Source organism: Streptomyces inhibens (assembly GCF_022221585.1).
GTDB lineage: Bacteria > Actinomycetota > Actinomycetes > Streptomycetales > Streptomycetaceae > Streptomyces > Streptomyces inhibens.
In genome coordinates, this window is the sequence record NZ_CP084681.1 from 5,267,861 (window position 1) to 5,293,214 (window position 25,354).

The 25,354-nt window shown below is 71.3% G+C and carries 20 protein-coding genes and 1 tRNA gene; 12 read left to right on the plus strand and 9 right to left on the minus strand.

Features of this window, described 5'->3' with window-relative positions:
• Positions 1-244: 244 nt before the first annotated feature.
• A complete protein-coding gene (locus tag KI385_RS24025) occupies positions 245-1,480 on the minus strand; it encodes a sensor histidine kinase (protein WP_425356947.1) in 1,236 nt (411 codons plus the stop codon).
• Positions 1,481-1,844: 364 nt separating this feature from the next.
• On the opposite strand from KI385_RS24025, the gene KI385_RS24030 reads away from it, so the two are divergent.
• Positions 1,845-1,918 (plus strand) — tRNA-Met (locus KI385_RS24030).
• A 92-nt stretch (positions 1,919-2,010) separates the two neighbouring features.
• Here the strand turns inward: KI385_RS24030 and KI385_RS24035 are convergent.
• Positions 2,011-2,802 (minus strand): NAD(P)H-dependent oxidoreductase, encoded by a 792-nt coding sequence (locus tag KI385_RS24035; RefSeq protein WP_238574204.1) that lies wholly within the window; start codon positions 2,800-2,802, stop codon positions 2,011-2,013.
• Positions 2,803-2,874: 72 nt separating this feature from the next.
• Between KI385_RS24035 and KI385_RS24040 the strand changes: the two genes are divergently transcribed.
• From KI385_RS24040 to KI385_RS24050, 3 genes are all read left to right on the plus strand, one after another.
• Positions 2,875-3,909, plus strand: coding sequence for a GlxA family transcriptional regulator (locus KI385_RS24040; protein ID WP_238574205.1), 1,035 nt, complete (start codon positions 2,875-2,877; stop codon positions 3,907-3,909).
• Between the two features lie 290 nt (positions 3,910-4,199).
• Positions 4,200-5,051: a DUF2797 domain-containing protein gene (locus KI385_RS24045; RefSeq protein ID WP_425356948.1), complete on the plus strand. Its 852-nt coding sequence runs from the start codon at positions 4,200-4,202 to the stop codon at positions 5,049-5,051.
• A gap of 211 nt (positions 5,052-5,262) precedes the next feature.
• Positions 5,263-6,138 (plus strand): amidohydrolase family protein, encoded by an 876-nt coding sequence (locus KI385_RS24050; protein WP_238574206.1) that lies wholly within the window; start codon positions 5,263-5,265, stop codon positions 6,136-6,138.
• A 144-nt stretch (positions 6,139-6,282) separates the two neighbouring features.
• Here the strand turns inward: KI385_RS24050 and KI385_RS24055 are convergent, their stop codons facing one another.
• On the minus strand, positions 6,283-6,825 hold the full coding sequence (locus KI385_RS24055; protein WP_238574207.1) for an NADPH-dependent FMN reductase: 543 nt from the start codon (positions 6,823-6,825) through the stop codon (positions 6,283-6,285).
• 431 nt (positions 6,826-7,256) lie between these two features.
• On the opposite strand from KI385_RS24055, the gene KI385_RS24060 reads away from it, so the two are divergent.
• Positions 7,257-7,958, plus strand: a complete 702-nt coding sequence (locus KI385_RS24060) for a response regulator transcription factor (RefSeq protein WP_281066986.1) — start codon at positions 7,257-7,259, stop codon at positions 7,956-7,958.
• Here KI385_RS24060 and KI385_RS24065 read toward each other — a convergent pair.
• Positions 7,934-8,152 carry a hypothetical protein gene (locus KI385_RS24065; protein ID WP_238578105.1) on the minus strand — a complete coding sequence of 73 codons (219 nt, stop codon included), beginning with the start codon at positions 8,150-8,152 and terminating at the stop codon, positions 7,934-7,936. The two genes, KI385_RS24060 and KI385_RS24065, sit on opposite strands and share 25 nt — an antisense overlap.
• On the opposite strand from KI385_RS24065, the gene KI385_RS24070 reads away from it, so the two are divergent.
• From KI385_RS24070 to KI385_RS24090, 5 genes are all read left to right on the plus strand, one after another.
• On the plus strand, positions 8,094-9,677 hold the full coding sequence (locus KI385_RS24070; RefSeq protein WP_238577826.1) for a sensor histidine kinase: 1,584 nt from the start codon (positions 8,094-8,096) through the stop codon (positions 9,675-9,677). The genes KI385_RS24065 and KI385_RS24070 overlap by 59 nt on opposite strands.
• A 73-nt stretch (positions 9,678-9,750) precedes the next feature.
• Complete coding sequence (locus tag KI385_RS24075) at positions 9,751-11,133, plus strand: bifunctional glycosyltransferase family 2/GtrA family protein (RefSeq protein ID WP_238574208.1); 1,383 nt, start codon at positions 9,751-9,753, stop codon at positions 11,131-11,133.
• Positions 11,130-13,451 carry an ArnT family glycosyltransferase gene (locus KI385_RS24080; protein WP_238574209.1) on the plus strand — a complete coding sequence of 774 codons (2,322 nt, stop codon included), beginning with the start codon at positions 11,130-11,132 and terminating at the stop codon, positions 13,449-13,451. The genes KI385_RS24075 and KI385_RS24080 overlap by 4 nt, the downstream gene beginning before the upstream one ends.
• 123 nt (positions 13,452-13,574) lie before the next feature.
• Complete coding sequence (locus KI385_RS24085; RefSeq protein WP_238574210.1) at positions 13,575-15,134, plus strand: MFS transporter; 1,560 nt, start codon at positions 13,575-13,577, stop codon at positions 15,132-15,134.
• Positions 15,135-15,307: 173 nt separating this feature from the next.
• Positions 15,308-16,078, plus strand: a complete 771-nt coding sequence (locus KI385_RS24090; protein ID WP_238574211.1) for a TetR/AcrR family transcriptional regulator — start codon at positions 15,308-15,310, stop codon at positions 16,076-16,078.
• A 148-nt stretch (positions 16,079-16,226) separates the two neighbouring features.
• Here KI385_RS24090 and KI385_RS24095 read toward each other — a convergent pair whose 3' ends face one another.
• From KI385_RS24095 to KI385_RS24105, 3 genes are all read right to left on the minus strand, one after another.
• Positions 16,227-17,069, minus strand: a complete 843-nt coding sequence (locus KI385_RS24095; RefSeq protein WP_238574212.1) for a YceI family protein — start codon at positions 17,067-17,069, stop codon at positions 16,227-16,229.
• Between the two features lie 293 nt (positions 17,070-17,362).
• On the minus strand, positions 17,363-19,888 hold the full coding sequence (locus tag KI385_RS24100) for an MFS transporter (protein WP_483439814.1): 2,526 nt from the start codon (positions 19,886-19,888) through the stop codon (positions 17,363-17,365).
• Between the two features lie 92 nt (positions 19,889-19,980).
• Positions 19,981-20,454: a MarR family winged helix-turn-helix transcriptional regulator gene (locus tag KI385_RS24105; RefSeq protein ID WP_128509229.1), complete on the minus strand. Its 474-nt coding sequence runs from the start codon at positions 20,452-20,454 to the stop codon at positions 19,981-19,983.
• 346 nt (positions 20,455-20,800) lie between these two features.
• Between KI385_RS24105 and KI385_RS24110 the strand changes: the two genes are divergently transcribed.
• Positions 20,801-21,019, plus strand: coding sequence for a hypothetical protein (locus tag KI385_RS24110; protein WP_238574214.1), 219 nt, complete (start codon positions 20,801-20,803; stop codon positions 21,017-21,019).
• Between the two features lie 296 nt (positions 21,020-21,315).
• Here the strand turns inward: KI385_RS24110 and KI385_RS24115 are convergent, their stop codons facing one another.
• Positions 21,316-22,746, minus strand: a complete 1,431-nt coding sequence (locus tag KI385_RS24115; protein ID WP_238574215.1) for a helix-turn-helix domain-containing protein — start codon at positions 22,744-22,746, stop codon at positions 21,316-21,318.
• A gap of 200 nt (positions 22,747-22,946) precedes the next feature.
• Here KI385_RS24115 and KI385_RS24120 point away from each other — a divergent pair, with 200 nt between their 5' ends.
• A complete protein-coding gene (locus KI385_RS24120) occupies positions 22,947-23,651 on the plus strand; it encodes a DUF4232 domain-containing protein (protein ID WP_238574216.1) in 705 nt (234 codons plus the stop codon).
• Between the two features lie 330 nt (positions 23,652-23,981).
• Here KI385_RS24120 and KI385_RS24125 read toward each other — a convergent pair whose 3' ends face one another.
• On the minus strand, positions 23,982-25,322 hold the full coding sequence (locus KI385_RS24125) for an amidohydrolase family protein (RefSeq protein WP_238574217.1): 1,341 nt from the start codon (positions 25,320-25,322) through the stop codon (positions 23,982-23,984).
• Between the last annotated feature and the right edge of the window lie 32 nt (positions 25,323-25,354).

The following is a 25,354-nucleotide window of genomic DNA, read 5'->3' on the forward strand; positions in this document are numbered from 1 at the left end:
ACACTTCCGTCGGAACGGATCGATACGGCACACGTGTCGGTCCAGGGCAGGCCGTACTGAGAGTGCTTTTGCCGCGTCTGCTTCGTAGGCCCGGCGTCAGAGCTGTTTGAAGTGGCGGCCTGCGGACCATTGGTGCGGGGCACGGTCGGATCTCCTTGCGCTCGTTGGTGCAGCTTCCTCCCTTCTCGGTCTTGGGAGAGGACCGGATCGGCAAACAATGTGGAGTCGGGTGCTGTGATGCGTGTCACTTCGGGTCGAGTGCTTTGAGCGGCAGTACGACCCGCATCGTCAGGCCGCCGTTCTCGCGGGGTTGGGCGGTGATGTTGCCGTCGTGTGCGCGCACCACGGAGCGCACGATGGACAGGCCCAGGCCGACGCCCTTGTCGCTGCCGGTGCGTTCGGTGCGCAGTCGTCGGAACGGCTCGAAGAGGTTCTCCACCTCGTAGGCGGGGACCACCGGTCCGGTGTTGGTGACCACCAGGACCGCGCAGCCGGGCTGCGGCTCGGTGGTGACCTCGACCCATCCGTCCTCGGGGATGTTGTAGCGCACCGCGTTCTGGACGAGATTGAGTGCGATCCGCTCCAGGAGGACACCGTTGCCCTGGACGAAGACCTGCTGGCGGACCCCGCGCAGCTCCAGACCCTTGGTCTGCGCCTCCTCGCGGGCCTGGTCGACGGCCTGCGAGGCGACCTCGGACAGATCGACCGGTTTCTTGTCGACGACCTTGTTCTCGCTGCGGGCGAGCAGCAGCAGGCCCTCCACGAGCTGCTCACTGCGCTCGTTGGTGGCCAGCAGCGTCTTGCCGAGCTGGGTGAGCTCGGGGGAGGCGTCCGGGTCGGCGAGTTGGACCTCCAGCAGTGTGCGGTTGATCGCCAGTGGGGTACGCAGCTCGTGCGAGGCGTTGGCGACGAAGCGACGCTGTGACTCGAAGGCGCGGTCCAGGCGGTCCAGCATCTCGTCGAAGGTGTCGGCGAGCTCCTTGAGCTCGTCGTCGGGCCCGCCCAGCTCGATCCGGCGGTGCAGATCGGAGCCCGCCACCCGCTGCGCGGTGCGGGTGATGTGGCCCAGCGGGGAGAGCACCCGGCCGGCCATCGCGTAACCGAAGGCGAAGGCAACGATGGTCAGGCCGAGCAGGGCCAGCAGGGAGCGGTTCAGGAAGGAGTGCAGCGCCAGTTCGCGCTGGTTCCGGATGCAGTTGCTGATCGCCGAGTTGATCTCGTCGACGGTGCCGACCGACGGCAGATCGGGACAGCTGATATTGCCCAGCCTGACGTTACTGCCGAAAACCCTGAACTCCGGGGTGCCCTCCTTGAGGGTGTTGGCCGCCAGCATGTAGATGATCGTGAGCAGCACGATGCCGGCCATCAGAAACATGCCGCCGTAGAGCAGCGTGAGCCTTATGCGGATGGTCGGTCGCAGCCACGGTGCCGGACGGTGGTGCGGCTCAGGGCTCCAGGTGGGCTTCGGAGGTACGGTCACCGGCGCGGGCGGTGAGGAAGTGGTTGCCACGGCGATCAGCCCTGATGGCTCGGCGAAGCGGGCACAGTGACTGATGCCGGGATGATCCGTAGGTGCACTGTGATGTTGACCCTTCATCAGACGCCTCAAGACGTACGACAGTTGGTGAGCGGTGCTCATCCTGCTCAAAGGGGCCGTAAACCGGCAGTAAGTAACGGATCGCCTCCCGGCCCGGCCCCACCTGCTGGCGTTTCCGGTCAGGGCTCTCGCGGTCGATGGTGCGGTGGAGGCGGTTGCCGGGGCGTCGGCGCCGTGGCTCCGTGGTGGGCCGTCGGAGAAACGATTAGGTGTTGGTGCGGGAGTCGCGTAGTGTTCGGGGAACCGACGCGGGGTGGAGCAGCTCGGTAGCTCGCTGGGCTCATAACCCAGAGGTCGCAGGTTCAAATCCTGTCCCCGCTACTGACGCCGCAGGCCCAGTGGAATTACTTCCGCTGGGCCTGCGGCTTTTTTGCGTGCGTGATCGCGTGAGTGTGTGCGGGTGTGCGGGTGGGTTACTCGTGGACCGGTGGGGGCGGGGCCGTGTAGTGGGCCGCGGGGCCGGTGGGGGGTGCGGGCAGGTGGGGGTGGAGGAGCAGGTCGTCGTCGTAGTCGCCGGTGTTCTGGTGGCGGAAGGGGAGCGGCTCGGTGGTGGGGAGGGTGTGCAGGCGGGCCCGTAGGCGGGTGGCGGCGGTGGCGTAGGCGGTGGGGGCGGTGCGGTCCGCGCCGGGGATCAGGAGGGGCGGGAGGACGGAGATCCCGGTGTACCAGAGGGTGCCGTGCTGGAGGGGGAAGAGGAGATCGTTGAGATCACCGTTGACGCCGCGCGGGCCCAGGGTGGCGGCGCGGGCGCCGGCGGTGGTGATGATCATGGCGCGCTTGCCGGTGAGTGTGCCGTCGCCGTAGCGGCGCGGGCGGCCGGTGGCGGGGTCGGTGATGCCGAAGGCGAAGCCCTTGACGAAGACGCGGTCGAACCAGCCCTTGAGGATGGCGGGCATTCCGTACCACCAGAGGGGGAACTGGATGATCAAGGTGTCGGCCCAGGCGAGTTTCTCTTGTTCGGCGCGGATGTCGGGGCTCAAGTGGCCATCTGCGTAGGCGCGTTCTGACGCGTTGCCGATGAGGAGACGGTCGGCCGGGTCGTGGCCGTAGTCGTCGGCGTCGACCACCGGGTTCCACTTCATGGCGTACAGGTCGGAGACGCGGTACCGGTGGCCGTGGGCTTCGAGGGTGCGCAGGCCCTCGGTCTTGAGGGCGCCGCTCAGGGAGCGCTGGTCGGGGTGGGCGAACAGCCAGAGGACCTTCATGACGTCCACTGTCGGAGGGTGGGCGGGGGTCGAACCAGTGGCCGGATGGTCATACTGTGCAAGGATCGGGCCATGGGTGTTGTGGAGAGCCGTAGCGGTAGTGCGGGGCCCGGGGAGCGGCGGCATCGGGTGGTGGTGCTGGTGCGGGACGGGATGCTGCCGATCGAGGTGGGGATCGTGCACCGGATCTTCGGAGAGGCCAGGTCGGCGGCCGGGGAGCGGCTGTATGAGCTGGTGACCTGCGCGTTGGAGCCGGGTGAGGTGCGTACGGACACGGACTTCACGGTGAATGTCGCGCACGGGCCGGAGGCGCTGGCGACGGCCGACACCGTGGTCGTACCGGCGTCCGGGACGGACTACGACGTGGGGGAGGAGCGGTGCGCGGGGCGGCTGGGGCCGGCGATGGCCGACGCGCTGGGGCGGATCCGGCCCGGCACGCGGATCGCGTCGATCTGTACGGGGGCGTTCGTGCTGGCCGCGGCCGGGCTGCTGGACGGGCGGCGGGCGACCACGCACTGGCGGTCGGTGGACCAGTTCCGCGCGCTGTTCCCGGCCGTCGAGGTGGATGCGGATGTGCTGTACACGGACGAGGGGGATGTGCTGACGGCGGCCGGGGTCGCCTCGGGGATCGATCTGTGTCTGCACATGGTCCGGTGTGATCACGGGGCGGCGGTGGCCAATGACGTGGCGCGGCGGACGGTCGTGCCGCCGCACCGGGAGGGCGGCCAGGCGCAGTACATCCGGCGGCCGATACCGGAGCCGCAGGTGTCGTCCACCGGTACGGCGCGGGCGTGGGCGCTGGAACATCTGGACCGGCCGCTGAGTCTGCGGGAGCTGGCGGCGCGGGAGGCTATGAGCGTACGGACCTTCACCCGGCGGTTCCGGGAGGAGGTCGGGATCTCGCCGCTGCAGTGGCTGACGCAGCAACGGATAGAGCGGGCACGGCAGTTGCTGGAGGAGACGGAGCTGACGGTGGACCGGATCGCGGCGGAGGCGGGCTTCGGGACGGCGGCCTCGCTGCGGCAGCATCTGCAGTCGGCGTTGGGGGTGTCGCCGCGGGCCTATCGGAGCACGTTCCGGGGGCCGGGGGACGGGATGGTGGCCTGAGGCGGGGGGCTTGGGGGACGGGGTGGTGGCCTGAGGCGGGGGTCTCGGGAACCGGGATGGTGGCTGAGGCGGGGGTGGCGGTTTGTGGGCTGCCGGGTGGGCCGGCCCGGTGTCGTTGCGGGCCGGCGACGCCGGAGGGCAGCGTTGTCAGTGGGTGGTCGTACGCTGGCGGTGTGTGGCGATGTACGGGACCGCGCTGGTCAGGCGGTGGGTCGGGGTCGCGGCCGGAGCCGGCGGGACGGTTCGGGCAGCGGCTCGGTTGGTACTGCGCCGAGCGGGGCGAGGAGCGGGTGAGCATGCTCCCCGCGGGCAAGGTGCTGGCGTTCGCCGCCCGGGGCGAGCGGCGCTGCCTGGGCGTGCGGCGGGCCGGGCGCTGGATCGTGTGTCCGTATGAGGCGGTGCTCGACGGGGCGAGTGCCAAGGATCAGTGCGCGCGGTGTGCCCAGCTGGACCGTTCGCGTTCGGTGGCCGCCGACACCATGGCCGACGATCCGCGCCCGTACGGCGTCTATCTCGCGTACTTCGGGCGCGGTCTGCTCAAGGTGGGGATCACGGCCGCCGAGCGCGGGCCGGCCAGGCTGGTGGAGCAGGGGGCGGTGGCGTACGCGTGGCTGGGGCGCGGGCCTCTGATGGCGGCGCGGCGGGCGGAGGCGCTGCTGGGGAGCGCGCTGGCGGTGCCCGACCGGTTCGGGAAGGCGGCGAAGCGGGCGGCGCGCGGGGCGCTGCCGCCGGTGCCGGAGCGGCTCGCCGAGCTGGCCCAATTGCACGACAGGGCACGTGGGTTGGCGGGCTGGCCGGAGACGCTCGAACCGGTGGAGTTCGCCTTCACGGACCATACGGAGCTGTTCGGGCTCGACCGTATTCCGGGGGAGGTCGCGGAGCTGGGCGGGATGACTGCGGGGGCCGAGATCGTGGGGGAGGTGCTGACCGGGGTGGGGTCCGATGTGTATCTGCGGCTGGCGGGGGAGCCGGAGGAGGCCGGGCCGGCCGGTGGGGGTGGCGGGGTGGTTGCGGTGATGGATGCGCGGGTGTTGGCGGGGTGGGTGCTGGGGGCGGCTGAGGGGCGGGTGACGACTGTGCCGGTGCGGGCCGGGGCGTATGGGGCGGGGGAGCGGGAGGGGGGTCAGGAGGGGTTGTTCTGAGGCGGGTATGGGGGGTTGGGTGCTGGGGGATGGAGGGTCTGTGTGGTGGTCGGGGGTTGGGCCGTCGTCGCCGGGCTGGTGGCCGTGCGCGCCGTATCCATGGGGACGTATCCATGGGGACGTAGCCACAGGGACGTGGCCGTCAGGGCGTAGTGGTCGGGACGTGGCCGTCAGGGCGTAGTCGTCGGAGTCGTAGTGGGAGGGGTCTGGAGTGGTGGACGGGGATGAGCGGGTCGGCGCGTTCTGGCGGGAGTTGGGGCTGCCGGGGCTGATCGATGTGCATACGCACTTCATGCCCGAGCGGGTGATGGCGAAGGTCTGGGCCTACTTCGATGCCGCCGGGCCGTTGGTGGGCCGGGCGTGGCCGATCGCCTACCGGTACGAGGAGGACGAGCGGCTGGCGGTGCTGCGCGGCTTCGGCGTGCGGGCGTTCACGTCGATGATCTATCCGCACAAGCCCGGGATGGCGCAGTGGTTGAACGGCTGGGCGGCCGACTTTGCGGACCGTACGCCCGACTGTCTGCGGACCGCGACGTTCTTTCCGGAGGACGGCGCCGCGTCATATGTACGCGCCGAACTGGCGGGCGGGGCGCGGGTCTTCAAGGCGCATGTGCAGGTGGGGGCGTACGACCCGGCCGATGCGCTGCTCGATCCGGTGTGGGGTGCGATAGCGGAGGCCGGAGTTCCGGTGGTCGTCCACTGCGGGTCGGGGCCCGCACCGGGCAAGCACACCGGGCCCGAGCCGATCGCGCGGGTGCTGGCCCGGCACCCTCGGCTGCGGCTGATCATCGCGCACATGGGGATGCCGGAGTACGTCGACTTCCTGGATCTCGCGCGGCGTTATCCGGGGGTGCACCTCGATACGACGATGGCCTTCACGGACTTCTCCGAACGGACCGCGCCGTTCCCACGGGCGGAACACGGCCGGCTCGCGGAGCTCGGCGACCGGGTGCTGTTCGGCAGCGATTTCCCCAACATCCCCTACGGGTACGCCCATGCGCTGGAGGCGTTGACCCGGCTGGAGATGGGGGAGGAGTGGCTGCGGGGCGTCTGCTACGGGAATGCGGCGCGGCTGTTCGGCGTGTGAGGGACTGTTCGGCGGGTGAGAGGGGCGGATGTACGGCGGGTGAGGGACTGTTCGGCGGGTGAGCGGGGCGGGTGTACGGCGGGTGAGGGGGCGGGGGGACAAGCCTTGAGCGGACGGGTGTTCAGGCCCTGAGCGGGGTGGCGTTCAAGGATTGAGCGGGGTGGCGGCCGCGGCCAGGTGGGACATGGCCACGCCCAGATCGGTGAGGGTGGGGCCGTCCGTGACGCGTTCCGTGGCGGGGTCGATCTTCGGGCCGATGGCGGGGATTTCGCGGCAGGCGGCCGGGACCACCGCGCCGGTCATCATGCGCAGGGTCTCGCAGAGTTGTGCGTTGGCGTGGTCGCCGCCGGTGGGGAAGGGAGACGCGGTGATCAGCCCGACCGGCTTCTCCACGCATTCGCCGCTGCTGACCAGCCAGTCGAGCGCGTTCTTGAGGACGCCGGGGACACCGTGCGCGTATTCGGGGCTGACGATGAGCAGGGCGTCGGCGTCGGCGACGGCGGTGCGCAGAGCGGCGACGGGGGCGGGGGGTGTGGCGTCCTCGCCGTCCAGGTCGGGGTTGAAGTGCGGGAGCGCGCCGATGTCCGCGGTGGTGGCCGGGCCGTCCCAGAGGTCGAGGGCGGAGCGCAGCACCGCGCCGTTGGAGGAGCGCGCACGCAGGCTGCCGGAGAGGGCGAGAAGTCTCATGGGGTGACGGTACGGCGTGGGGCGCGGGCGCGCGGGCGCGCGGGCGGAAGGGCGCGCGGGCGGGAGGGGTTGTGGGCGGGTGCCTGTGACGGGGACCTCGACCGGTCGACCGCCGCCGGCCTCCCGGGGGCGTGAAGGGCGGCGAAAGCACTGGTCAGGGCGATTGTCAGTGCTGGGTGCAATGCTTGAGGAAGTGGTGATCGGCCTGGACCGCGCGGGGGGCGGCCCAGGCCGGTTGCGGCCGGGGTGCTCGCCGTGGGCGGGGTGGGGAAGGGGGATTCTCAGGAGATTCACAGGAAGCCGAAAGGGAGCTCTCACGGGGGTGGGTCAGGCTCCGGGCCATGACCGTGACTTCGTCCTCCTCAGCGTCGTTTCGTGTGCCGGCATCGGCTTCGTCCTCCCGGGGCGCGCCCGGGAAGCAGCCGGAGCTGCTGCGGGCCGACGGCAGCCCGGTGCGGGTGCTGGTCGTGGACGATGAGTCCTCGCTCGCCGATCTGCTGTCGCTGGCGCTGCGGTACGAGGGCTGGGACATCCGCTCGGAGGGGGACGGCGCGGGCGCGCTGCGCTGTGCCCGTAGTTGGCGGCCGGATGCGGTACTGCTCGATGTGATGCTGCCGGACATGGACGGGCTGACGGTGCTCGGCCGGCTGCGGCGTGAACTGCCGGATGTGCCGGTGCTGTTCCTGACCGCCAAGGACGCGGTCGAGGACCGGATCGCCGGGTTGACGGCGGGCGGCGACGACTATGTCACCAAGCCGTTCAGCCTGGAAGAGGTGGTGGCAAGGCTGCGCGGGCTGCTGCGGCGGGCCGGGGCGGCCGCCGCGCGGAGCGAGTCGCGGCTGGTGGTCGGTGATCTGGTGCTCGACGAGGACAGCCACGAGGTCTGGCGGGACGGCCAGGAGATCCATCTGACGGCCACCGAGTTCGAGCTGCTGCGCTATCTGATGCGCAATCCGCGGCGGGTGCTGAGCAAGACGCAGATCCTCGACCGGGTCTGGAGCTATGACTTCGGCGGCCAGGCCAATGTCGTGGAGCTGTACATCTCGTATCTGCGGCGGAAGATCGACGCGGGGCGGGCGCCGATGATTCACACCCGTCGGGGCGCGGGCTATCTGATCAAGCCAGGTGTGTAGCGGGTGGTGAGCGGGAAGCCCTCGTCGACGCCCGAGCGGAACGAGCCGTCCCCGGCGGCTCCCTCCTCGCCGCCCGCCTCCTCGCCGCTCGCCCCCTCGCCCCGTCGCCGCTGGACGCTGCGGACGCGGCTGGTGATGTCGTCGGTTGCGCTGATCGCTGTCGTCGGTGCCGTCATCGGGACCGTTACGTCCATTGCGCTGCACTCGTATTTGCAGGGGAAGTTGGACAGTCAGCTGCGGGAGTCCGTGATGCGGGCCGAGAGGCCGCGGGGGCCTGATCCGTTGCGTGTGCCGGGGCTGGAATTTGTGGCGATGGGGGGCCAGCCGATTGGGACGGTCGGGGCGCGGGTCGCGCCGGACGGCACGATCGCTGAGGGCGCGCGGCTGAACAAATCCATCAGTCGGGATCCCTTGCAACGGCTGGCTGCGCTGCGAGGGGCGCAGGTCGCGGCGCTGAGCGCGGTGCCGCGGGACGGTGTGCCGCACACCACCGAGCTGCCGGGCCTCGGGGACTACCGCGTGCAGTCCGCCAAGGACGGCTCGATGCTGCTCGGGCTGCCGCTCGGGGAGGTGCAGACGACGGTCGGCACGCTCATCCTCATCGAGGCGTGTGTGACGGTCGCCGGGCTGATCGCGGCCGGGGTCGCGGGATCCGCCATGGTCGGTATCGCGCTGCGGCCGCTGCGGCGGGTCGCCGCCACCGCCACCCGGGTCTCCGAACTCCCGCTCCATCAGGGCGAGGTGGCGCTGCATGTCCGGGTGCCGGCGGCCGAGGCGGATGCGCGTACGGAGGTGGGGCAGGTCGGTGCGGCGCTGAACCGGATGCTGGGGCATGTCGGCTCGGCGCTCTCGGCCCGTCAGGAGAGCGAGATGCGGGTGCGGCGGTTTGTCGCCGACGCCAGTCATGAGCTGCGTACGCCGCTTGCGTCGATCCGGGGCTATGCCGAGCTGACGCGGCGCGGGCGGGAGCAGCCGGGCCCCGAGACGCGGCATGCGCTGGGGCGGATCGAGTCCGAGGCGGAGCGGATGACGGGGCTGGTGGAGGACCTGTTGCTGCTCGCCCGGCTGGATTCCGGACGGCCGCTCTCGTACGAGAGCACTGATCTCTCGCCGTTGGTGGTGGATGCGGTGAGTGATGCGCGGGTGGCCGGGCCCGACCATCGGTGGCGGCTGGAGCTGCCCGATGACCCGGTGTTGGTGCACGGGGATGCCGGGCGGCTGCACCAGATTCTGGTGAATCTGCTGGCCAATGCGCGTACGCATACGCCTGAGGGGACGACCGTTACCGCTCGGGTGCGTGGGGCGGGGCCGGGCGTCGACCGAGGCGTTCATGGAGAAGCGCGCGGGGGTTTCGTCCAGCTGGAAGTGCAGGATGACGGGCCCGGCATTCCGGCCGATCTGCTTCCGCGTGTCTTCGAGCGTTTCGCGCGCGGCGATGCGTCGCGCTCACGTACCGCCGGAAGTACGGGTCTCGGGCTGGCGATCGTGCAGGCGGTGGTGGCCGCGCACGGCGGCAGGGTCGGGGTCGACAGCGTGCCGGGGCGGACGGTCTTCACGGTGACGTTGCCGGCGGCGGGTTCGGCGGGTTCGGCGGGTTCGGCGTGCTCGGCGGGCTCGGTGGGCTCGGCGGGCGCAGCGGGTTCGGCGGGCGAGCCGCAGTGGGCCGGCAGCCGGGCCGCCGACGAGACGGACGCCTCGGCGGGCATCAGCGCCGGCTGACCGTTCCCCACTCACAGCCCGGTCACAGGCTCAGCACACGGGTGTGACAGCGCGGTTGGCGAGTGTCGTCGGTATGACGACGACACAGCCGCCCCACCTGCCACTGGGCTCTCTGCCGCCACGCGAGCATCTGCGCCTGGGACAGATCGCGACGGTTCTCGATGTGGTGATCCCCGTCTACAACGAGGAGAACGACCTTGAGCCCTGCGTCCGGCGCCTGCACGATCACCTCGCCCGCACCTTCCCGTACGGCTTCCGCATCACCATCGCGGACAACGCGAGCACGGACCGCACGCCGGACGTCGCCGCCCGGCTCGACGACGCGATCGACGAGGTCACGGCCGTACGGCTGGAGCAGAAGGGGCGCGGGCGGGCGCTGCGTACCGTCTGGTCGCTCTCCGAGGCGCCGGTGCTGGCCTATATGGACGTCGATCTGTCCACCGACCTCAACGCACTGCTGCCGCTGGTCGCGCCGCTGATCTCCGGTCACTCGGATCTGGCGATCGGCTCCCGGCTCAGCCGTAGTGCGCGCGTGGTTCGCGGGCCGAAGCGGGAGTTCATCTCGCGAACGTACAACCTCATCCTGCGGGGCTCGCTCGCCGCACGGTTCTCCGATGCGCAGTGCGGGTTCAAGGCCATCCGCGGCGATGTCGCCGAGCGGCTGCTGCCGATGGTCGAGGACACCGGATGGTTCTTCGACACCGAGATGCTGGTGCTCGCGGAGCGGGCCGGGCTGCGGATCCACGAGGTGCCGGTGGACTGGGTCGACGACCCCCACAGCACCGTGCGCATCGTGCGTACGGCGACCGATGACCTCAAGGGCGTATGGCGGGTGGGGCGGGCGCTGGCGACCGGCGCGCTGCCGCTGGACCGGCTGGCCCGGCCGTTCGGCGACGATCCGCGGGACCGTGAGCTGTCCGGGGTGCCGGGCGGGCTGGCCCGTCAGCTCGTCGGCTTCTGTGTCGTGGGCGGGCTGAGCACGCTGCTCTATCTCGCCCTCTACTCCCTCTTCAGGCTGGGGGTGGGGCCCCAACTGGCCAATGCCGGCGCGCTGTTGGTGTCGGCCATCGCCAATACGGCGGCCAATCGGAGGCTGACCTTCGGGGTACGGGGGCGGGACCGGGCGGTCCGCCATCAGGCGCAGGGGCTGGTGGTCTTCGCCATCGGACTGGTGCTGACCAGCGGCTCGCTCGCCGCCCTCGACGCCGCCAGCGGCAACCCTTCGCACGGCACCGAACTCGCCGTGCTGGTCGCCGCCAATCTCGCGGCGACGGTGCTGCGGTTCCTGCTCTTCCGCGCCTGGGTCTTTCCGGACCGTGAGCGACGGAACGACCTCGTCGGCATCGACGCCGTCGAGGAATCGCAGCCGCGGCCGCAGCCGCAGCCGCAGCCGTACGCCTCGCACAACCGGAACGACCGGAACGACCGGAACCACTTCACCAGGAGCGCTCGATGACCCCGCACCCGCCCAGTACGCCGGCCCGGCCGCCGTATCCGCCCCCGTTCACCGGACAGGAGAGGGCACTGGCACCGGTCGCGGCTTCCCGGGCGGTGGCCGACGGGGCCGCCCGGGCGTCGGAGGCCGACCCGGAGCCCGCACCGGCCCATCGCACCTACGAGCCCCGTGGCGGGCTGCGCGGTCTGCCGGAGCGGATCGTCCGCGGGCGGCCGGCGGATCCGCGCTGGGCGCGGCCGGCGCTGCTGGCGCTGTTGCTGGTCACGGCGGTGCTCTACCTCTGGAGCCTGTCCGCCTCCGGGTACGCCAACCAGTTCTACTCGGCCGCCGTACAGGCCGGCAGCGAGAGCTGGAAGGCGTTCTTCTTCGGCTCCTCCGACGCGGCGAACTCCATCACCGTCGACAAGCCGCCGGCCGCGCTGTGGCCGATGGCGCTGTCCGTACGGCTCTTCGGGCTCAGCTCGTGGGCGATCCTGGTGCCCGAGGCGCTGATGGGCGTGGCGACGGTCGGGGTGCTCTTCTCGGCCGTACGGCGCCGGTTCGGTGCGGGTGCGGGACTGCTGGCGGGCGGGGCGCTGTCGGTGACGCCGGTCGCGGCCCTGATGTTCCGCTTCAACAACCCCGACGCGCTGCTGTGCCTCCTGATGGTCTGCGCGATCGCCGTCGTGCTGCGCGCCCTTGAGGACGGCCGTACGAAGTGGCTGGTGCTGGCCGGGGTCTGCTTCGGCCTCGGGTTTCTCACCAAGACGCTGCAGGCGTGGCTGATTCTGCCGGCGCTCGCCGTGGTCTACGCCTGCTGTGCGCCGGTCGCGCTGCGCCGGAGGTTCGGGCAGCTGCTGCTCGCCGGGCTGGCGATCGTGGTGTCCGGCGGCTGGTGGGTGGCGATCGTCGAGCTGTGGCCGGCGTCCTCGCGCCCGTACATCGGTGGCTCGCAGCACAACAGCTTCCTGGAGCTGACCTTCGGCTACAACGGCTTCGGGCGGATCAGCGGCAATGAGACCGGCAGTGTCGGTGGCGGTGGCCGTCCCGGCGGCGGTGGCGGTGGCGGATGGGGGGAGACCGGAATCACCCGGCTGTTCTCGTCCGACATGGGCGGCCAGATCTCCTGGCTGCTACCTGCCGCGCTGATCCTGCTGGTCGCGAGCGTGTGTCTGCTGTGGCGGGCCCGGCGCGCGGTCGCCGCCGAACAGGCCGGGCAGCGGGCGGAGTTCCTGGTGTGGGGCGGCGCGCTGCTGATGACCTTCACGACCTTCAGCTTTATGTCCGGGATCTTCCACCAGTACTACAACATCGCGCTGGCCCCGTACATCGCGGCGCTGGTCGGGATGGGCGCGGCGCTGTTGTGGCGGCGCGGCGGGCCGATCGCCTCGCTCGTCCTGGCCGTGACGGTCGCGGCGACGGCCGGCTGGTCGTACGTGCTGCTGAACCGTTCGCCGGACTGGCTGCCGTGGCTGCGCTGGACGGTGCTGGCGCTCGGTCTGCTAGCGGCGCTCGGTTTGCTGCTGTCGGCACGGGCGGGACGCCGGGTGGCGCTGCTGGCGGCCGGGCTCGGGGTGGCGACGGCGCTGGCCGGTCCGGTCGCGTACACGCTCGATACGGTCAACACGCCCAAGGGCGGGTCGATCATCACGGCCGGACCCTCGGTGCAGGGCGGCATGGGCGGCATGGGCGGACCCGGCGGCGGGGGCTTCCCCGGCGGCCGTCAGGGCGGTACGTGGCGCGGCAACAACGGCGGCATGCCGGGCGGCGCACCGGGCGGCGCACCGGGCGCCGGGCAGGCCGGCCAGGGCGCCCCGGGCCAGGCACCCTCGCAGGGCGCCGGTGGCGGCAACCAGGGCGGCCGGCTGGGCTTCCCGGGCGCCATGGGCGGCCTCGGCGAGCGCGGGACCGGCCGGCTGCGCGGTATGGGTGGCGGCATGGGCGGTCTGCTCAACGGCAGCAAGGTGAGCGACAAGGCCAAGGCGCTGCTGGAGAAGGACGCGGACGACTACACCTGGGCCGCCGCGGCCATCGGCTCCCAGAACGCCGCGAGCTACCAACTCGCCACCGAGAAGCCGGTGATGGCGATCGGCGGCTTCAACGGGAGCGACCCGTCGCCGACCCTCGCCCAGTTCAAGAAGTACGTCGCGGACGGGAAGGTCCACTACTTCATCGCGGGCGGGCAGGGCGGGCAGGGCGGGCAGGGCGGACGGGGCGGCCGGGGCGGCCCCGGCGGCGGCAAGGGCGGCTCGTCGAAGATCACCTCCTGGGTCGGGAAGACCTTCAAGAAGGTCACGGTCGGCAGCGCCACCTTCTACGACCTGACCCGGAAGGCGTGACCAGAAAGGCGTGACCAGGAAGGCGTGACCCGGAAGGTCTGACCCGCGCAAAAATCAAATGTACGGCGTATAACCCTCCCTGTACGGTGTAAGTCATCCGCTCGCACCGTACAGGGAGCCCGTATGCCCCCCGTGGCCTCCGACGCCACCACCACCCTCCAGTCACCGGGCCGGCACGCCACCCGCTGGCTGATCCTGGCCGTCATCTGCATCGCCCAGCTGACGGTCATCCTCGACAACACCGTCCTCAACGTCGCCATCCCCTCCCTCACCAAGGAGATGGGCGCGACCACCGCCGACGTCCAGTGGATGATCAACGCCTATTCGCTGGTCCAGTCCGGTCTGCTGCTCACCGCCGGCAATTCCGCCGACCGCTACGGCCGCAAGAAGATGCTCGCCGTCGGCCTGGTGCTGTTCGGCGTCGCCTCGCTCGGCGCCGCCCTCGCCCAGTCGCCCGGTCAGCTGATCGCCGCCCGCGCCGGTATGGGCGTCGGCGGTGCGCTGCTGATGACCACCACCCTCGCCGTCGTCATGCAGATCTTCGACGACGCGGAGCGCCCCAAGGCCATCGGTATCTGGAGCTCGGTCAACTCCCTCGGCTTCGCCGCCGGCCCGCTGATCGGCGGATCGCTGCTCGACCACTTCTGGTGGGGCTCGCTGTTCCTGGTCAATCTGCCGGTCGCGGTGATAGCGCTGGCGGCCGTCGTCACCCTCGTCCCCGAGTCCAAGAGCCGAGGCGGCGAGCTCCCCGACCTGCTGGGCGCCCTGCTGTCCATGATCGGCATGGTCGGAGTGGTCTTCGCGATCATCTCCGGGCCGCAGTCCGGCTGGCTGTCCGGGCGGGTGCTGATCTCCGCCGCCATCGGCCTGGCCGGCCTCGCCGCCTTCGCCCTGTGGGAGCTGCATGTCCCGCATCCGATGCTGGACATGCACTTCTTCCGCAACCGCCGGTTCATCGGCGCCGTCTCCGGCGGCATCCTCGTCGCCTTCGGCATGGGTGGCTCGATGTTCCTGCTCACCCAGCATCTCCAACTGGTGCTCGGCTACGGCCCGTTGGACGCGGGGCTGCGGATGGCACCGCTCGCCGTCACCGTCATACTGATCAACTTCACCGGACTGGGCGTCCGTCTGATGCCCAAGTTCGGCACCCCCGGAATGATCGTCTCGGGGATGTCGCTGCTCGCGGCCGGTCTGGCCGCGATCTCGCTGCTCGGCGGCGACAGCTACGGCGGCATGCTGACCGGTCTGATCGTGATGGGCATCGGTGTCGCGCTCGCCATGCCGACGATGGCCAACGCCATCATGTCCGCGATCCCGCCGGCCAAGGCCGGAGTGGGGGCCGGCGTCAACGGCACGCTGATGGAGTTCGGCCAGGGCCTCGGCGTCGCCGTACTCGGCGCGGTCCTCAACTCCCGCTTCGTCGCGCTGCTTCCGCTGGTCGCGGCGGGCGCCGGTTCGCTGCCCGCGGCGCTCGCCAGGACCCGTACGGACGCGGAACGGACCGCCGTCCACGACGCCTTCGCGACCGGCATCGGCACCAGCCAGCTGGTCGGCGCGGCCGCGGTGTTCCTCGGCGGGCTGGTCGCCGCCGTACTGCTGCGCCGGGCCGAGCGCGCCGGCCCGGCGGAGGCGACGCCGGCCACGCCGTCGGGCGCGGAACCGGCCGCCGCCGCGGCGGAATAGCATCGGTGGTGTACGTGATCGCGAACGGACTGAACGACACGGACCGCGGGCACGTACACCACCCGTATGCGCCGCCCACCGGCGCGACACCAGCACCGGCACCGACCACAGCACCGACATCGGCACCGGCACCGACATCGGCACCGACGACGCTCAGGACAGGAAGGGGCGCCATGGCAGCGACGGACGGCCGCGCCAGAAAGCGGCCGAACAGCGTCTGGCTGACCGAACGCCCCCCGCTGAAACGGAAGGCGGACCAGCCGGCCGGACTCGACCTCGACAAGATCGTCACGGCGACGGTCCGGCTGCTGGACGCCGAGGGCCTGGCGAAGTTCTCGATGCGCCGGCTCGCCGCCGAGCTGGGCGTCACCGCGATGTCCGTCTACTGGTACGTGGACACCAAGGACGATCTGCTGGAGCTGGCCGTGGACGCGGTGGCCGGCGAGATGACCCTGCCCGACGAGTCGGACGCCGGCGCCGACTGGCGCGACCAGCTGCGCGTCCTCGCCATCGGCTACCGCGACATGCTGCTGCGCCACCCCTGGGTGGCCCGGCTGCTGAGCGAGTTCATCAACATCGGCCCGCATTCGATGGCCTTCTCCAACGCCACCCTGCGGGTGATGCGGCGCACCGGTCTGGACGCGGAGCGCACGTCCGGCGCGCTGGCGTCCCTCTTCCACTTCGTCTACGGCTTCGCGACGATCCGGGCCACGCACGAGGCCCGTTGCCGGGCCGCGGGCATCAGCCTGGACGACTACTTCGAGCAGGTCGTCGCCGCGATCTCGGACCGCCCGGAGTTCGCGGAGACGATGGAGCTGTCCATCCGGGCCGCGTACGCCCACCAGGGGCAAAGCGCCGTGGAGATGCTGGACCGGGACTTCGCCTTCGCGCTCGATCTGCAACTCGCGGGGATCGAGGCGATGCGGGACCGGCCGGGGGTCTGACGGGACGAAGGCCGGGGCGTGTCGGCAGGTCGGCCGCATCGGCCGCATCGGCCGCATCGGCCGCATGGGCCGCAGGCGCCGTACGCCCCCGTCTCCCCCTCCGGGGCCCCAGGTCACTCGGGCCCCCCAGGTCACTCGGGCCCCCAGGTCACCCCATCGGCAGGCTCTCCCCCTGCACCGCCTGAATGTCCAGCTCGACCTTGAGCGTCGTCCCGATCGCCGCGATGCCGGCCGCCACGACCTGGTTGTAGTTCATCTTGAAGTCCTCGCGGCGCAGCTCGGCGGTGGCGCGGAAGGCGGCGCGCACCCCGCCCCACGGGTCGGGGCCGGTGCCGAGGTAGCTCAGAGCGAGGTCCACCGGCCGTACGACGCCGTGCAGCGAGAGCTCGCCGCGCACCGTCCAGCGGTCCGGGCCGGCCGCCTCCAGGCCGGTGCTGCGGTAGCTGATCTCCGGGAACTCCTCGACGGCGAGGAAGTCCTCGGAGCGCAGATGGCCGTCGCGCATGCCGTTGCCGGTGTCGATGGAGGCGGCCTTGATGACCGCCTCGACCCGCGACTTCGCCAGGTCCTCGGCGATCTCGATCCGGCCGCTGAACTCGGTGAACCGGCCGTGCACGCTGGAGATCCCCAGGTGCTGGGCGACCGCGGCCACCGTCGAGTGCATCGGGTCGATGGTCCATGCGCCGGGCGGCGGCAGCTCGGCCCCGCCCTGCCGGGCCAGTACGACACTGCCCACGTCCATCCGGCCGCTCGCCGTCACGATCGCGCTGGAGGCGACCGGGGCATAGCCGACGGCCGTCACGATGACCGTGTACGGGCCCGCGGGCAGCGGCTGCTCGCTGCGGATGGCGCCTTCCTCGTCCGCCGCCGCGCGCAGCACCTGCGCGCCTGTCATGTCGGTGACGGTCAGTACGGCGTGCTGGACCGCCCAGCCGTCGCGTGTGCGGATCTGCGCCCTTGCGCCCGCAGCTCCCGCGCCCGTCGAAGTCATTGCCTCTCCCGTTTCTTGCCTGGTGTGGTGCCCCCTGGTCATGGGGGTCCCCCCCCGCTCATGGGGGTCCCCCGCTCGAGCGAAGTCGAGAGTGGGGGAGAAGTCGAGATGGGGGGATGAGCCGAGAGTTTGGGGGAAATATCGGGCCCGGCGGCGGCGTGCAGGCCGTCCCCTGCCTGTGCGCAACGCCGCCGCCGGAACCCTGGGGTCCGGGCCGGGGCGCGTCTCCGCTCAACGCGCGCCCCGGTCCGGGGTCTTGCCGCCCCGGGGTGGATGCCCCGGGGCTCGGGGGGTCAGTCCCCCGGGTGTGCGAGCTCGACGTCGTAGCCGTCGACCCCGCGTGCGTCGACCGCAAGGCCGGTGGCGACCGGCGGGTAGCCGCTCGCGATGACCGTGTAGTCGCCGGCGTCCAGGTCGGTGAAGGCGTACGCGCCGTCCTCCCCGGTCGTCGAGGTGGCCACGACATTGCCCGCCGCGTCCACCAGCGTCACCCGCGCGTCGGACAGCGGCCGGCGCTCCGCACCCGCCCGCACGATGCCCTGCACCCGCGCGCCGGACAGCAGTTCGACCTCGATCCGGGTCGTGCCCTGGCCGCCGACCTCGACCGGCAGTGCGGCCGGGCGGTGGTTCGCGGCGTTCACGGCGACGGTGAAGGTCCCGGGCGCCAGCTCGTCGAAGGCGAAGTAGCCCTCGGGGCCGGACTTCCCGGTGGCCAGCACCTCACCGCGGACGTCGGTGACGACGACCATCGCACCGTCGATGGGCTCGCCGGTGACCGCGCTGCGGACCTGGCCGCCGAGGCCGCTGGTGCCGCTGAGCTGGATGTCGTAGCTGTACGGCTGGTCGCCGACGACGACCGTGGACGCCTGCGGCTGGTGCCCGTCGGCGGCCGCGATCAGCACGTACGAGCCGGCGCCGGGGGCGCTGAGCACATACGAGCCGTTGGCGTGGGCGACCGCGCGGCCCAGCTGACGGCCGCTGAGCGAGATCAGCGTGACCGCGGAGCGCGGGACGGGGTTGCCCTCGCCGTTGCGGACGAAGCCGTGGATCGCGGAGCCGGTCGGGGTGGCATCCCCGCCACCGGCGGACGCGTACGCCGCCAGCGGCTGGGCGGCCGTCGCGGCGGCCGGCTGTGCCCAGGCGGGGGTGTGCGCGGTGTCGTCGGAGTGGTCCGGTGCCGACACGGCGCCCACCAGGGCGGGCTCCCGCTCCTCGACCGGCGCCGCGGCGGCCTGGGCGGGGAGGGCCGATGCCGACGGGTTGGCCGACGCCGACGCCGACGCCGCGCCCTCCGCGCTCTGGGCCAGTCCGCCACGCGTCTTCAACGCGACCTCCTTGATGAACAGGGTGAGGAGGAAGGCGAGCAGCGCGCAGGGCGCCGCGTACAGGAACACATCGGCGACACCGTGGCCGTAGGCGCTCTCCATGACGGTGCGCAGCGGCGCCGGGAGGGAGTCCAGGTCCGGGATGCCGCCGCCGCTGTTGCCGGCGCCGTGGGCGGCGGCCTTGGCGGCCTTGGGGCCGAGGTCGGCCAGACCGTCCTTGACGTAGTGGGTGACGCGGTTGGCGAGCACCGCACCGAGGGCCGAGACGCCCACCGCACCACCGAGGGAGCGGAAGAAGGTCACGACGGACGAGGCGGAGCCGAGGTCTTCGGGAGCCACCTGGTTCTGCGTGGCGAGCACCAGGTTCTGCATCATCATGCCGATGCCCAGACCCATCAGGGCCATGAAGATCGCGATGTGCCAGTACTCGGTGTCGTAGCGGATGGTGCCCAGCAGGCCGAGGCCCGCGGTCACCAGCACACCACCGGCGACCAGCCATGCCTTCCAGCGGCCCGTCTTGGTGATGATCTGGCCCGAGACGGTCGAGGAGATGAACAGGCCACCGATCATTGGGATCGTCATGACACCGGACATCGTCGGCGACTTGTCGCGCGCCAGCTGGAAGTACTGGCTGAAGAAGACGGTGCCGGAGAACATCGCGATACCGACGAAGAGCGAGGCCAGCGAGGCCAGGGTGATCGTCTTGTTGCGGAACAGCCGCAACGGGATGATCGGCTCCTTGGCCTTGGACTCGACGAAGATGAAGATCGCGCCGAGTACGACCGCGCCGCCGACCATCGCGGCGGTCTGCCACGACATCCAGTCGTACTTGTCGCCGGCCAGCGTCACCCACACCAGCAGCAGCGAGACCGCCGCGCTGATGAAGAAGGCGCCCGTCCAGTCGACCTTGACGCCCTCGCGCTTGACGACGGGCAGCTTCAGGGTCTTCTGCAGCACGATCAGCGCGATGATGGCGAACGGCACGCCGACGTAGAAGCACCAGCGCCAGCCGAGCCAGCTGGTGTCGGTGATGACGCCACCGAGCAGCGGGCCGCCGACGGTGGCGACGGCGAAGGTGGCGCCGAGGTAGCCGCTGTAACGACCGCGCTCGCGCGGCGAGATCATCGCGGCCATCACGATCTGGGCCAGGGCGGACAGGCCGCCCACACCTATGCCCTGCACCACGCGGCAGGCGATCAGCATGCCGGTGTTCTGCGAGAGCCCGGCGACGACCGAGCCCGCGACGTAGATGATCAGCGCGAACTGGACCAGCAGCTTCTTGCTGAACAGGTCGGAGAGCTTGCCCCACAGCGGGGTGGTCGCGGTCATCGCCAGCAGCGAGGCGGTGACGACCCAGGTGTAGGCGCTCTGTCCGCCGTCGAGGTCATGAATGATCTCGGGCAGCGCGTTGGACACGATCGTCGACGACAAGATGGCGACGAACATGCCGAGCAGCAGCCCGGAGAGCGCCTCCATGATCTGACGGTGCGTCATGGGGGCCCCGTCGGAGGCGTGGTGACCGCCTCCATGCTTGGCGTGGCCGCCCCGCACACCGGCTGGTGTGGTCGTAGCCATGTAGTTCCTTTTCATCCTGCGGGTGTACGGGTGGTGGAGTCGTGATGCGCCCGGGTGCGGCAGTCGCCGAAGCTCGTACGGAGCCTGGCGAGCAGTTCGATGAGGTGCCCGACGTCGGTGTCGGTCCAGTCGTCCAAGTACCGGGCGAGCGTGGCGGTGTAGCGCGCGGCGAGCTCCTCCAGGAGCTCCTGCCCGCTCGGGGTCAGGCGCAGCAGCCGCGACCGCTTGTCCGCCGGATCGGGCTTCCGCTCGATCCAGCCGCGCTCGGCGACATGCGCGACATGCCGGCTGGTCACCGACATGTCGATCGCGAGCAGCTCGGCGAGCTGGCTCATCCGCATCTCACCGTGCCGGTCGAGAAGGGTGAGCACTCCGGCGGACGCGGGTGGGCAGTCCTGGGGCAGGATCCGGCCCATCTCGCGCTTGACGGCGCCGATGGCGCTGAGTTGCCTGGCCAGCTCCTCGTACTGACTGTGAGCGGCCACAGGCTCCTCCACACATCAATCGCACATCTCATGCCCTGCATCTTTTGTTGCTTGGGGCAACCATAAGCAATGTTGGTTGCTGAAGGCAAACGATTTGGTGGAGGCAGGGGTAAAGGGGTCGAAAAGTCTGGACCGGGGGTTGGTCAATGGAGCCGATGGACCACGTAAAGGTGCAGGTCGGAGCCGGGACGGCGGGCCGGGTCGATACCGGTCGGTAGCGGGATACCCCAGACGGCCCGCCCGCGCCCTCGTCCATGCCCTGTAGGCGCCCGGTCCCCGCTTCGTAGGCGCTTCGCACGCGCCCCAGGGGTGCCCTGTCGCCCCCGGTTCGCTAGGGTCCTTCCCCATGGCGACCAACCCGCAGAACCAGGCCGGCGGCAACTACGACCCGGCGGGCAGCACGCAGATGTTCCGTGCCTTCGTGGACGAGGGCGGCACCCCGCAGGCCGGCAGCCGCCGCGCACCGGCCCCGCAGCAGTCGGCCGGCCCCCGTATGGGCGTCATCCTCGGCGTGATCGTCGCGATCCTGGTCGTCGCGGGCGCGGCGTGGCTGGCGCTGTCGTAACGAGTCGTTCGTCATCGTCTTTACGCGTACGGGGCCCGGCATGGTCATGCCGGGCCCCTGATTGTTCGTTCGCCCGCTACGTCACGCGGCCGCCCCTGCTCTCGGCGACCCGCAGAGCGTCCCGCAGTGCCTCGCTCAACCTGCGGAGGCAGAAGCGCAGTTCATCGATGGATGTCCGCCTGGGGCCGTTCGGCCCGGGCGGGCCGCGCTGATGGTGCACGCGGACCTCGCGCCCGCGATCGCGACGTATGAGCGGCTCGGCATGGCGCGCTGCCCCTTCGGCGTCGCGTTCGTGACTACTGCTCCCGCCTGATCCACTCGCTGCCGCCCAGCGGGTAGTCGTAGCCGGGGCGGCCGGTGTTGGCGCTGGTGCGGAACGGGGTGCCGTTGTTGTCGATGTGCACGGTGCCGTGGCGGTCGCCGCTGGACCAGACCAGGGCGAGATCCCAGCGCACTTGGTGCGCCTTGGTGTGGGCTGTGACGTAGAAGACTTCCGGGTCGGACTCGCTGATCTTGTACGGGAAGTCGCGCTGGCCGTTCTTGACGGTGACGGTGGGCCTGCCGTTGTCGAGGTCGATGTCGAACGACTTGGTGTTGACGTTGCCGCCGCATCCGACGCCCATCGAGTAGTCGTTCCAGGCGAGCGGGGCGCCCTTCGCGACGACGCGTACGTGCAGCGCCTCCAGGACGACGGTGTCCTTCCCGGTGCCCTGCACGGTGAGGGCGACGCGCTGCTCCCCCGAGGAGGCCGCGCCGTACGCGGCGGCCCAGCGGGGCGCGTCCTGCTCGGCGGCGGGCGGGCCGACCTGTTCGGGCTCGCTGTCGACCAGGAAGTGCTGGCTGCACGGGCTGTCGTAGACGTAGGGGCGGATGGCGACGTTGAGCGGTACGCCGCCGGTGTGCTCGGCGGCGCCCCCGCCGTTGTGGGCTGCGGACTCCGACGGCGAGGCGGAGGGTCTGCCGGTCTTCGCGCTCCGGGAGGGGGAAGGAGAGGCCGACGCGGACGGCCGCTTGTCGTTCGCTCGGCCGGTGCCGGTGCCGGTGCCGGTGCTGGTGCCGGTGCCGGTCCCGGTGCCGGCGGCCCCGGCGGCCTTCTGGTCACCGCCGTCGCCTCCGGAGGACGGCAGATTCACGGCGAGCACGACGGCTCCCAGAACGGCGGCTGCGGCGACGGAGGCGATGAGCGTGGTGCGGCGCCGACGGGGCCGCACGGGAGCGGACAGGACGGTGCCGCCGACAACCGGTTCATCACTTCCGCTGGGCTCGCGGCGTTCAGCGACCACGGACGCCGGCTCCGTCCCACCCGCCACCTCGGGCAGCCCATCACCCGAATCGGCAGGGTCCCCAAGGCGGTCCCCGGCGCCGGGCACCGCCGCATCAGGTGTCGGCGCCCCCTCGGGCTCCCCGGCACCGCGCACCACCCCATCCGGCCCTGGACCCTTACGCCCCCGCGCCGCGTCCGCCAGAATCCACCGCCGGTGCAGCTCGACCAGTTCCTCGGGGGTCGCCCGGCACACCCGCGCGAGCCGCTCGACCGGCGCGTAGTCGGCCGGCACCGCGGTGCCGTTGCAGTAACGGTGCAGCGTCGACGTACTCATGTGCAGCCGCTTGGCGAGCGTCCCGTAGCTCAGCCCCGAGCGTTCCTTCAGCCCTCGCAGCAGCTCCGCGAACGCGTCCACGTCCCCGGCGGCCCGTGTCGCCCCTGTCGCCCCTGTCGCCCCTGGCACCGTTGTTCCCCTTCCCCGTGTGGCCCCGCGCGTCCCATTCCCGCGTTCCAGGCGCCTTACGTTTCCCCTGGTCAAAGCCCGTTCCTGCGTTCCGGCGTCCCCAACTGCCCGGCATTCGTGGCGGCTGGGACAGATCCCCCCACAAGCTCTGGTCATCCAAGCACCACAACCACCGCACCGCCGAAGGGGATCAGCCACATATGTCCAGCATCCGCAAGTCCCGCACCCGTCTCCTGACCGCCGCCGCGACCGGCGTGCTCGCCGCCCTCTCCCTGACGGCGTGCAACGACAGCTCGGGCGTCCGCGACGAGGGCTCGTCCACGAACGCCTCCGCCACCGCGTCGCCCTCGTCCGGCTCCGGCTCCTCCTCCCACGACGACGCGAAGCCCGCGCCCGCCGGTTCGAAGCCGGCCGGGAAGGCGCCCGCGACGAAGACCCCCGCGGCGTCGGGGAACGGCAAGACCGGCACCGGAGGCAAGGCCGTCACGTGCCAGGGCTCCAACACCAAGACGGTCGCGGCCCCCCTGAACCGCCCCGTGAACCACATGCTGCTCACGGTCACCAACACCGGCAGCAGCACCTGCTACCTCTACTCCTACCCGGCCGTCCACTTCGGCGAGGCCCAGTCCGTGCCGCCGGTCATCGAGGCGTCCCAGCCGCAGGCCGTCGTCACCCTCAAGCCGGGCGAGTCCGGCTACGCCTCCGTGAACCTGTCCGCGGCCGACGGCAGCGGCTCCCACGGCCGCACGGAGAAGTCCCTGGACGTCTACTTCCACGGCCCCTCCGGCAATGAGAGCGTCGGCACGGGTGCCCACCCCTCACTGCCCGCCAAGGGCATCTACGTCGACGACTCCCTCAAGGTCACGTACTGGCAGCAGTCGATGGACGACGCCGTCAGCTGGTGACGCGAACTGACGGGCCCTCTTCGAAGTTGTCCCGCCGGCCGGCCGGCCGGCCGGCGGGACGCCGGGTCCCGGGCCGCGGCTGATCGTCGCTCCTGCGGACAGGGCGGATCGATTCAGGCGCAAAACTCACATCTCCCGATCGTGCGGCACCGACGGCGGCAAGGCCCTCCGGTTCGGAACCGAGCCACCGGCGGATACCTTCCTCGCCGAGGTATGGGGCCAGGTGTCCGCCGAAAAGCCCGATCTCTGGCTCGAATTGATCCACAACAAGGTCCACACCGCCGCGGCACCGGTGCGCGCACAAGCAGACCCTCAAGGCCTTCGCTCAACCTAGCGGTCTGTCCCGAGCCGCTCCGCGGCCCGATGGGCCTCGGCCAGTACGCCGTCGACCTTCCCGTACATCAGCCGCCCCCCGCGCTTGACCGGTTGCCCGGCCACCAGGACCGTATCGACGTTCCCGGGGTGCGCGGCGGTCACCACGGCCCCGATCGGGTCGTGCGCGACCGGGGCGAGGTTGATCGCATCGGCGCGCAGCAGCACAAGGTCGGCGCGTTTGCCGATGCCCAGTGAGCCCACCTCGTCGGCCAGTCCGAGGGCCGCGGCGCCCTCGGCGGTGGCCAGTCGCAGTACATCCGCCGCCTTGATGGGGGACGCCCCGGAGCCGTTGTCACCGTCGAAGTGACTGCTCATCAACGCGGCGCGCATCTGCGAGAACATATCGCTCGGCGCGGAGGTGACCGCGTCCGCGCCCAGCCCCGTGGTGATGCCGGCCCGGCGCAGCCGCCCCGCCATCGGGGCGCCGAAGCGCATCGAGGCCTCGATCGCCGGGGTGATCGCCACCGCGCCGCCGGAGTCGGCGATCAGTCGCAGCTCGGAGTCGGGCAGCGAATTGCCGTGCACGTACAGGGTGCCGGCGGTGAGCAGCCCCTGCTCGTGGAGCGCGGCGATCGGCCGCTGTGCCACCGGCCCGGCCTGCACATGGACGGCGATCCGCATCCCCAGCTCGCGGGCCAGCAGCCAGTCCTCGCGCACGGCCTCGTCCGGCGCGAAGGACGGGCCGACGGGGGCGAGGGCCATCGTGACCAGCGCATCGCGCGAGGCGAAGTGCTCGGCGTGCACCTGGCGTACCCAGTCGGCGCGGCGGGCGGCGTCGTCGAAGACGGGGTAGCCGTAGCCGAAGACGGCGCGGATGCCCGCCTCGCGCAGCGCCTGTACGGCGGCCGCGCTGTGCTCCGGCGAGTACTGGACGTGCGAGAAGTCCTGGACGGTGGTGATCCCCGCGTCCAGGCACTCCAGCGCGCCGAGCAGGTTCCCGGTGTACACATCGGCGGGGGTGAAGCGGCCCGCGAGATCGCCGAGGATCCGGCCGAGGTAGCTGTCGAGGCTCTCGTCGACCGCGGCGGACCGCAGGACCGCCTGCCACAGATGCCGGTGGGTGTCGACGAAGCCGGGCAGCACGATCAGCGCGCGGGCGTCGATCACCTCAAGGCCCGGGTCGGCGTCGTCGAGGGGCAGCGCGGCGCCCACGGCCGCGATCCGGCCGTCCTCGACGAGGACATCGGTGTGCGGGTGGACGACGGGTTGTGGGTCGGTGTCGATGACCAGGCCGCCCCGCAGAAGCAGGCGCGGTGGGTGGTGGTGCGCGGTCCCCATGGCGGTCTCCCTCAGCACGCTCGGAAGATAGCTTTCTGGAAAGGCTTTGT